The following is a 7,254-nucleotide window of genomic DNA, read 5'->3' as shown; positions in this document are numbered from 1 at the left end:
AACCCGGAAGCTAAGCCCTCCAGCGCCGATGGTACTGCACTCGGGAGGGTGTGGGAGAGTAGGACACCGCCGGACAATCTTCCAGTCGAGGGCCGCCCCATCCGGGTCGGCCCTCGACTGCGTAGCGCCACTGATGGCGCAATGAGGAAGGATGTACCTGTGAGTTCAGAACCGCAGGGCGGAGATCGTCCGCGCCGTTACCAGGATCGCGCCGACCGCCCCGAAGGGCGAGGCGCCGGCCCGCGTCGGGACGACCGTCCCCCGTACCGGGGAGACCGAGACGACCGAGGCGGCCAGCGGGGCGGCTCCGGCGCCGACCGCGGCGGCCGTGACGGCGGTGGCTTCCGCGGCGGTGACCGTCGCGAGGGTGGCTTCCGCTCCGGTCCGCGCGAGGGTGGCTTCCGCCGCGACGGCGACGCGCCAAGCGGTGACCGTCGTGAGGGCGGCTTCCGCCGCGACGGCGAGGCGCCTCGTGAGGGTGGCTTCCGTGGCGGTGACCGTCGTGAGGGTGGCTTCCGCCGGGACGGCGAGGCGCCGCGCGGCGGTGACCGCCGTGAGGGTGGTGGCTTCCGCCGCGACGGCGAGGCGCCGCGCGGTGGCGGTTTCCGTGGTGGTGAGCGCCGCGAAGGCGGCTTCGCCGGCGGTGACCGTCGTGAGGGCGGCTTCCGTTCCGGTCCCCGTGAGGGTGGCTTCCGCCGTGACGGCGACACCCGGGGCGGCGAGCGCCGCGAGGGTGGCTTCCGCCGCGACGGCGAGGCCCCCCGTGGTGGCGGCTTCCGTGGCGGTGACCGTCGTGAGGGCGGCTTCCGTCGCGACGGCGACACCCGGGGCGGTGAGCGCCGTGAGGGTGGCTTCCGCCGCGACGGCGAGGCCCCCCGTGGTGGCGGCTTCCGTGACGGCGAGCGCCGTGAGGGCGGCTACCGTTCCGGTCCGCGCGAGGGCGGTTTCCGCCGCGAGGGCGAGGCGCCGCGCGGGGGTGGCTACCGTGGCGGCGAGCGCCGTGAGGGCGGCTTCGCCGGCGGTGACCGTGACCGTCGTGAGGGTGGTTTCCGCCGTGACGGCGACACCCGGGGCGGCGAGCGCCGCGAAGGTGGCTTCCGCCGGGACGGCGAGGCCCCCCGTGGTGGCGGCTTCCGCGGTGGCGAGCGCCGTGAGGGTGGCTTCCGCCGCGAGGGCGACACGCGGGGCGGCGAGCGCCGCGAGGGCGGTTTCCGCCGCGAGGGCGAGGCGCCGCGCGGCGGTGGCTACCGTGGCGGCGAGCGCCGTGAGGGCGGCTTCGCCGGCGGTGACCGTGACCGTCGTGAGGGTGGCTTCCGCCGTGAGGGCGACACCCGGGGCGGCGAGCGCCGCGAAGGTGGCTTCCGCCGGGACGGCGAGGCGCCCCGTGGTGGCGGTTTCCGTGGTGGCGAGCGCCGTGAGGGCGACACGCGAGGCGGGGAGCGGCGTGAGGGTGGCTTCCGCCGCGAGGGCGAGGCGCCCCGTGAGGGTGGCTTCCGTGGCGGTGACCGCCGTGAGGGCGGCTACCGTGGCGGTGACCGCCGTGAGGGCGGCTTCCGCCGCGAGGGCGAGGCGCCCCGTGAGGGTGGCTACCGTGGCGGCGAGCGCCGTGAGGGCGGCTACCGTGGCGGTGACCGCCGTGAGGGCGGCTACCGCGGTGGCGAGCGGCCCGAGCGTGGCGGCGAGCGCGGCGGCTACGGTGACCGGCCGCGTCGTGACGACCAGCGGGGCGTCGAGGACCGGCGCCGCGAGGGTGGCTTCGGCCCCGACCGTGGGCGGCAGGACGAGGTCGAGGGTGGTCGCGCGGTCGCGCCGGCGCTGCCGGACGAGATCTCCGCGACCGACCTCGACACGGCCGTCCGCGCCGAGCTGCTCTCGCTGAACAAGCCGGTGGCGGAGACCGTCGCCCGGCACCTGGTCGCGACCGGTCAGCTGATCGACGAGGACCCTGCCGAGGCGCTCGCCCACGCGATGGCGGCCCGCCGGCTGGCCTCGCGGATCTCCGCGGTGCGGGAGGCGGTCGGGCTGGCCGCGTACCACGCCGGGGAGTGGCAGACGGCCATCGCCGAGCTGCGGACGTACCACCGGATGACCGGGTTGCAGAGTCACCTGGCGGTGCTCGCCGACTGCGAGCGGGCGCTGGGGCGTCCGGAGCGGGCCATCGACCTGTTCCGGGGCGCCGACCGGGAGAAGCTCGACCAGGCCGTCGCCATCGAGCTGCTGATCGTGGCCGCCGGTGCCCGGGGTGACCTCGGGCAGAAGGATGCCGCGGTGGCCATGCTCCAGGTTCCCGAGCTGACCACCGACTCGACCGACCCGTGGACGGCCCGGCTGCGCTACGCCTACGCCGACGCGCTGCTGGCCGTCGGCCGGCGCGAGGAGGCACGCGAGTGGTTCTCCCGCGCCGCCGACGTGGACACGGACGGTGAGACCGACGCGGCGGAGCGGCTGCTCGAACTCGACGGCGTGCTGATCGAGGGCGACGAGGAGGATGAGCCGGCCGAGGAGATCGCCACCGGTCCGGGCGCGCCCGGCGCGGTGCCGGCGCAGCCGGACGTCGACCTCACCGCCGCCGGCGACCTCACCGACGAGGACCGTCGCGACGACGAGGACGACGACCGCGACGACGAGGACGACGACTTCGACGACGAGGACGACGACCGCGACGAGGACGACGACTTCGACGAGGACGACGAGGACGACGACGACCGCGACCAGGACGACGACCGTGACGCGGACGGGCTCACCGACGACGAGCTCACCGACGAGGCGGCCACGGCCGTCGCGGCCGAGCCGCGCGCGACCGTGAGCGACGCCGAGTCGACCGTGAGCGACGCGGTGCCGCCGGCCGGCGACGAGCCGGCCGGGCGGGGGTCGGAGTCGGACCAGCGATGACGGAGGTCGCCGGGGATCGGCTGGTCGACGGGTACACCCTGGTCGTGTTCGACCTGGACGGGGTGATCTACCTGATCGACCGGCCGATCCCCGGCGCCGTCGAGGCGGTCGGCCGGCTGCACGCCGCCGGCCGCGCGGTCGCGTACGCGACCAACAACGCCTCGCGCCGGTCGAGCGAGGTCGCCGACCTGCTCACCGGCATGGGCGTGCCGGCCGAGCCGCAGGAGGTGCTGACCTCCGCCGCGGCCGCCGCCGAGCTGCTCCGCGACCGGTTCCCCGCCGGGGCGCCGGTCCTGGTCGTCGGCGCGGAGGCGCTGCGCGCCGAGATCCGCGCCGCCGGGCTCACCCCGGTCGCCCGCGCCGACGAGTCGCCGGTCGCGGTCGTCCAGGGGTACGGCCCGCAGGTGGGCTGGGCGGACCTGGCCGAGGCGTCCGTCGCGATCCGTGCCGGGGCGACCTGGGTGGCCACCAACACCGACCGGACGCTGCCCAGCGGCCGTGGCCCGCTGCCCGGCAACGGCTCGCTGGTGGCCGCGCTGCGGCACGCCCTCGACCGGGAACCGGACGTGGTCGTCGGCAAGCCCGAGGCGGCCCTGTTCGCCACCGCCGCCCGCCGCGCCGGCGCGGGCCGGACGCTGGTCGTCGGCGACCGCCTCGACACCGACATCGAGGGTGCCCGCCGTGCCGGGCTGGACAGCCTGCTGGTGCTGACCGGCGTCAGCGACGTACCTGAACTGCTGGCGGCGCCCGAGTCGCGCCGGCCGACGTACGTGGCGATGAACCTGGCCGGGCTCTTCGACCCGGCGGCGGTGGCCCGGGTGCCGGGCGAGCCGGAGGCCGGCGGCTGGTCCGCCGCCCGGGTCGACGGCGGCCTGGAGCTGCGCGGCGCGGGACGGCCGCTGGACGCCCTCGTGGCGCTCTGCGCGGCGGCCTGGTTGGCGCCGGTGGACGCCGCGGACGTGCGCCCGGCGACGCCGGAGGCGCAACGCGCTCTCGCGGCGCTCGGCCTGTCGGCCTGACCGGCCCGGCCATCGCGGCCGGTGGGGGCGCCGCACCTGCCGTCAGAGCAGCTTGCGGAGCTTCATCAGGTCGAACGGGTTCGCCTTGATCGAGACTCGGCGGGAGGCGACCGCCTTGGTGATGTCGAGCTGACCGTGCACCAGAGCGACCAGGTCGTCGCTGCCGGTGATCAGGGCGATCTTGGCCTTGGGGTCGTCACCGTCGGCCAGGTCGACCAGCCGGCCGCCGGTGATCCGGCCGTGGAAGGCGGTGTCGAGGTCGGTGACGCGGCAGGCGAGCGTGCGGTCCAGGTCGATGCGCTGGCCCACCTCGGCGTGGCGCTCCAACCGGCTCGCCAGGTCGTGCAACGCCTGCCGGCACTCGTCCACGCTGGCCACATCGTCTCCTCACACCCGCCACGCCGTTCCTCGGCACCGTACCGCAATGGGTCGTCCGGGGCGCCCGGTAGCGTGAGACCCGCACACCCCGCCCCGCGGAAGGAAAACCGGCATGCAGGATGCGTGGCGCGCCTACCTCGAGCTGGCCATGGGCCTGACGGAGGCGCCCCGGAAGAAGGCCCAGGACGCCGCGCGGCGGCTGGTCGGCACGGGCGGCGCGACCGCCGCCCAGCTCCAGGCGCTCGCCGAGGAACTCGTCTCCACCGGCGCCGCCAACCGTCAGGCGCTGACCAAGCTGGTCCGCTTCGAGGTGGACCGGGCGCTCGGGGCGGTCGGTCTGGCCACCGCCGACGAGGTCGCCGAGCTGACCCGCCGGGTGCACGAGCTGGAGCGGCAGTTGCGCGAGGCCAAGGGCGTCCCGGGCGGGCCGCTGCCGGGCACGTCGCCGGTCGGCGTCACCCCGTCGGGTGTCGCCCCGACCGGCGCGGCAGGTCCGGCCACCGCCGGCGACGCGGCCGGCCCCGGCGGTGGCGCGGCCGCCGGCTCCACGGGTGCCGCCCCGCCGGTCCCCGCCCCGACCAAGGCGGTGGCGAAGAAGGCCGTGGCCAAGAAGGCCGTGGCCAAGAAGGCCATCGCCAAGAAGCCACCGGCGTCGGTGAGCACCACCACCGGCGACGGCGCGACGTCGCCGGCCCGGCCGGTGAAGAAGGCCGCCCCGCGCAAGCGGAGCACCGGAGGCGCGGAATGACGCCCGCTACCGGCCGGAGCGCCCGGTGAGCGCCCCGTTCCGCCCCGGGCCGCCGCCCGGCGCGCGTCCGGGGCCGCCACCGGGGGCGCGTCCCGGTCCGCCGCCCGGGCCCCGGCCGGGGCCGCCGCCGAGCGGGTACGAGGACGTCGAGGAGGCGCACCACCCGGCGGTCGACGCCGCCGTGCAGGCGATGATCAACGCCGAGGGGCTGCCCCCGGCCGACCAGATCGCCCAGTACGAGGCGGCGTACCAGACGCTGCGGGAGACCCTCGCCACCATCGACCAGGCCTGAACCGACCGGAGAACCACCCCATGGCACGTCGTACCCGCCTCGACGCCGAACTCGTCCGCCGCGGCCTGGCCCGTTCCCGGGAGCAGGCCGCCGCGCTGGTCGAGGCCGGCCGGGTCCAGCTGCGCGGGGTGCCGGCGCGCAAGGCCGCCGCGATGGTCGACCCGGCCGACCCGCTGCTGGTCACCGGCGAGGACCCCAGCTTTGAGTACGTCTCCCGGGGCGGGCACAAGTTGGCCGGTGCCCTCGCGGCGTTCGCACCGGGCGGGCTGACCGTCGCCGGGCGGCGCTGCCTCGACGCGGGTGCCTCCACCGGTGGCTTCACCGACGTGCTGCTGCGCGCCGACGCCGCCGAGGTCGTCGCGGTGGACGTCGGGTACGGCCAGCTCGCCTGGCCGCTGCGCACCGACGAGCGGGTGAAGGTCTTCGAGCGCACCAACGTCCGCACGCTGACCCCGGCGGTCATCGGCGGCGAGGTGGACCTGACCGTGGCCGACCTGTCGTTCATCTCGCTGCGCCTGGTGCTGCCGGCGCTGGCCGGCTGCACCCGCGCCGACGGCGACCTGGCGTTGATGGTCAAGCCACAGTTCGAGGTGGGCAAGGAGCGGGTGGGTGCCGGCGGCGTGGTCCGCGACCCGGCGCTGCGGGCCGAGGCGGTGCTCGACGTGGCCGCCGCCGCGGCCGGGCTCGGGCTGGGCCTGGCCGACGTGGCGGCCAGTCCACTTCCGGGACCCAGCGGCAACGTCGAGTTCTTCGTATGGTTACGCCGGGACGCCCCGGCGGCCGACCCCGAGCGGGTACGGGCCGTGGTGGCGGCGGGGCCCGAGGGCCCGGCCACCGCCGGCGATCTGCCGGCGGACCGGACCGGGGAGGTGACAGGGTGAGCGACGAGCGGAACCCGACGAGCGGGGGACGAGAGGCGGATCCGGTGGGCGACAGCGACGGGGTGAGTCCCGGCGGCACGCACGGGCGGGTGGCCCGGTGAGCCGCACCGCGCTGCTGGTGACGCACACCGGTCGGCGGCGCAGCACCGAACACGCCCGGGCCGTGGCCGCCGATCTCATCGCCGCCGGCTTCGAGGTGCGGGTGGTGGCCGAGGAGGCCGACGACCTCGACCTGCCTGGCGTGGTGCCGGTGACCGGGCCGGAGGCGGCCGAGGGCGCCGAGATCGTCTTCGCCCTCGGCGGGGACGGCACCTTCCTGCGCGCGGCCGAGCTGGCCCGCCCCGCCAAGGCGCCGCTGCTCGGCATCAACCTCGGCAAGGTCGGCTTCCTCGCCGAAGCCGAGATCAACGACCTCGACGTGGCGGTCCGCGACGTGGTCGGGCGCAACTACACCGTGGACGAACGGCTCACCCTCGACGTGACCGCCGAGTTCGACGGCGGCCCGACCATCGAGTCGTGGGCGCTCAACGAGATCAGCGTCGAGAAGGGCGAGCGGGCCCAGATGCTGGAGCTGCTCGTCGACGTCGACGGCCGCCCGCTGTCCCGGTACGGCTGCGACGGGGTGGTCTGCGCGACCCCCACCGGCTCCACCGCGTACGCGTTCTCCGGCGGCGGCCCGGTGGTCTGGCCCGAGGTGGAGGCCCTGCTGCTGGTGCCGATCAGCGCGCACGCGCTGTTCAGCCGCCCGCTGGTGACCGCGCCGACCTCCACGTTCTCGATCACCGTGGACCCGTTCACCACCCTCGCGGTGCTCTGCTGCGACGGCCGGCGGGTCTTCGACCTCCCGCCGGGCGCCCGGGTGACGGTGCGCCGCGGCGCGCTGCCGGTGCGCATCGTCCGGCTGCGGGCCCGGCCGTTCACCGACCGCCTGGTGGCCAAGTTCGGGCTGCCGGTGCAGGGCTGGCGCGGCAGCCGGCGCTGAGCACCCACCGGGCGGGGCGGCGCACGTACCCGCCGGCCCGTGCCGGCCATGCGTCGGACACG

8 protein-coding genes and 1 rRNA gene are annotated in these 7,254 nt (G+C 76.5%); 7 read left to right on the top strand and 2 right to left on the bottom strand.

Features of this window, described 5'->3' with window-relative positions; all coding sequences use genetic code 11:
- Nucleotides 1-75 (top strand): 5S ribosomal RNA (gene rrf, locus ACTMS9_RS27745); the annotation flags it as partial.
- Between the two features lie 90 nt (nucleotides 76-165).
- Here rrf and ACTMS9_RS27740 read toward each other — a convergent pair.
- A complete protein-coding gene (locus tag ACTMS9_RS27740; protein WP_441166377.1) occupies nucleotides 166-1,911 on the bottom strand; it encodes a hypothetical protein in 1,746 nt (581 codons plus the stop codon).
- 57 nt (nucleotides 1,912-1,968) lie between these two features.
- On the opposite strand from ACTMS9_RS27740, the gene ACTMS9_RS27735 reads away from it, so the two are divergent.
- Together ACTMS9_RS27735 and ACTMS9_RS27730 are read left to right on the top strand one after the other, a co-directional pair.
- Nucleotides 1,969-2,892: a tetratricopeptide repeat protein gene (locus ACTMS9_RS27735; protein WP_441166379.1), complete on the top strand. Its 924-nt coding sequence runs from the start codon at nucleotides 1,969-1,971 to the stop codon at nucleotides 2,890-2,892.
- Nucleotides 2,889-3,911 carry an HAD-IIA family hydrolase gene (locus ACTMS9_RS27730; protein WP_441166376.1) on the top strand — a complete coding sequence of 341 codons (1,023 nt, stop codon included), beginning with the start codon at nucleotides 2,889-2,891 and terminating at the stop codon, nucleotides 3,909-3,911. The genes ACTMS9_RS27735 and ACTMS9_RS27730 overlap by 4 nt, the downstream gene beginning before the upstream one ends.
- Before the next feature lie 42 nt (nucleotides 3,912-3,953).
- Here ACTMS9_RS27730 and ACTMS9_RS27725 read toward each other — a convergent pair whose 3' ends face one another.
- Nucleotides 3,954-4,289 (bottom strand): SCP2 sterol-binding domain-containing protein, encoded by a 336-nt coding sequence (locus ACTMS9_RS27725; RefSeq protein ID WP_154937954.1) that lies wholly within the window; start codon nucleotides 4,287-4,289, stop codon nucleotides 3,954-3,956.
- Nucleotides 4,290-4,401: 112 nt separating this feature from the next.
- Here ACTMS9_RS27725 and ACTMS9_RS27720 point away from each other — a divergent pair, with 112 nt between their 5' ends.
- The 4 genes from ACTMS9_RS27720 to ACTMS9_RS27705 all read left to right on the top strand — a co-directional run bounded on the left by ACTMS9_RS27720 (nucleotide 4,402) and on the right by ACTMS9_RS27705 (nucleotide 7,192).
- Entirely contained in the window at nucleotides 4,402-5,037 is a 636-nt protein-coding gene (locus tag ACTMS9_RS27720) for a phasin family protein (protein ID WP_441166375.1), read from the top strand.
- Between the two features lie 25 nt (nucleotides 5,038-5,062).
- On the top strand, nucleotides 5,063-5,329 hold the full coding sequence (locus ACTMS9_RS27715) for a hypothetical protein (protein ID WP_346534830.1): 267 nt from the start codon (nucleotides 5,063-5,065) through the stop codon (nucleotides 5,327-5,329).
- 20 nt (nucleotides 5,330-5,349) lie between these two features.
- A complete protein-coding gene (locus ACTMS9_RS27710; protein ID WP_441148356.1) occupies nucleotides 5,350-6,210 on the top strand; it encodes a TlyA family RNA methyltransferase in 861 nt (286 codons plus the stop codon).
- 97 nt (nucleotides 6,211-6,307) lie between these two features.
- A complete protein-coding gene (locus ACTMS9_RS27705) occupies nucleotides 6,308-7,192 on the top strand; it encodes an NAD kinase (RefSeq protein ID WP_088962661.1) in 885 nt (294 codons plus the stop codon).
- The last annotated feature ends 62 nt before the right edge of the window (nucleotides 7,193-7,254 follow it).

This window comes from Micromonospora sp. L31, assembly GCF_052068075.1.
Taxonomy (GTDB): domain Bacteria; phylum Actinomycetota; class Actinomycetes; order Mycobacteriales; family Micromonosporaceae; genus Micromonospora; species Micromonospora purpureochromogenes.
The sequence above is the reverse complement of the archived record's forward strand: the minus strand, read 5'-3'. Positions and strand labels throughout refer to the sequence as shown.

Excerpts from the sequence above, each read along its gene's own strand:
- ACTMS9_RS27730 (WP_441166376.1), top strand. The coding sequence starts at position 2,889 with ATGACGGAGGTCGCCGGGGATCGGCTGGTCGACGGGTACACCCTGGTC.
- ACTMS9_RS27720 (WP_441166375.1), top strand. The coding sequence starts at position 4,402 with ATGCAGGATGCGTGGCGCGCCTACCTCGAGCTGGCCATGGGCCTGACG.
- ACTMS9_RS27735 (WP_441166379.1), top strand. The coding sequence starts at position 1,969 with ATGGCGGCCCGCCGGCTGGCCTCGCGGATCTCCGCGGTGCGGGAGGCG.
- ACTMS9_RS27710 (WP_441148356.1), top strand. The coding sequence starts at position 5,350 with ATGGCACGTCGTACCCGCCTCGACGCCGAACTCGTCCGCCGCGGCCTG.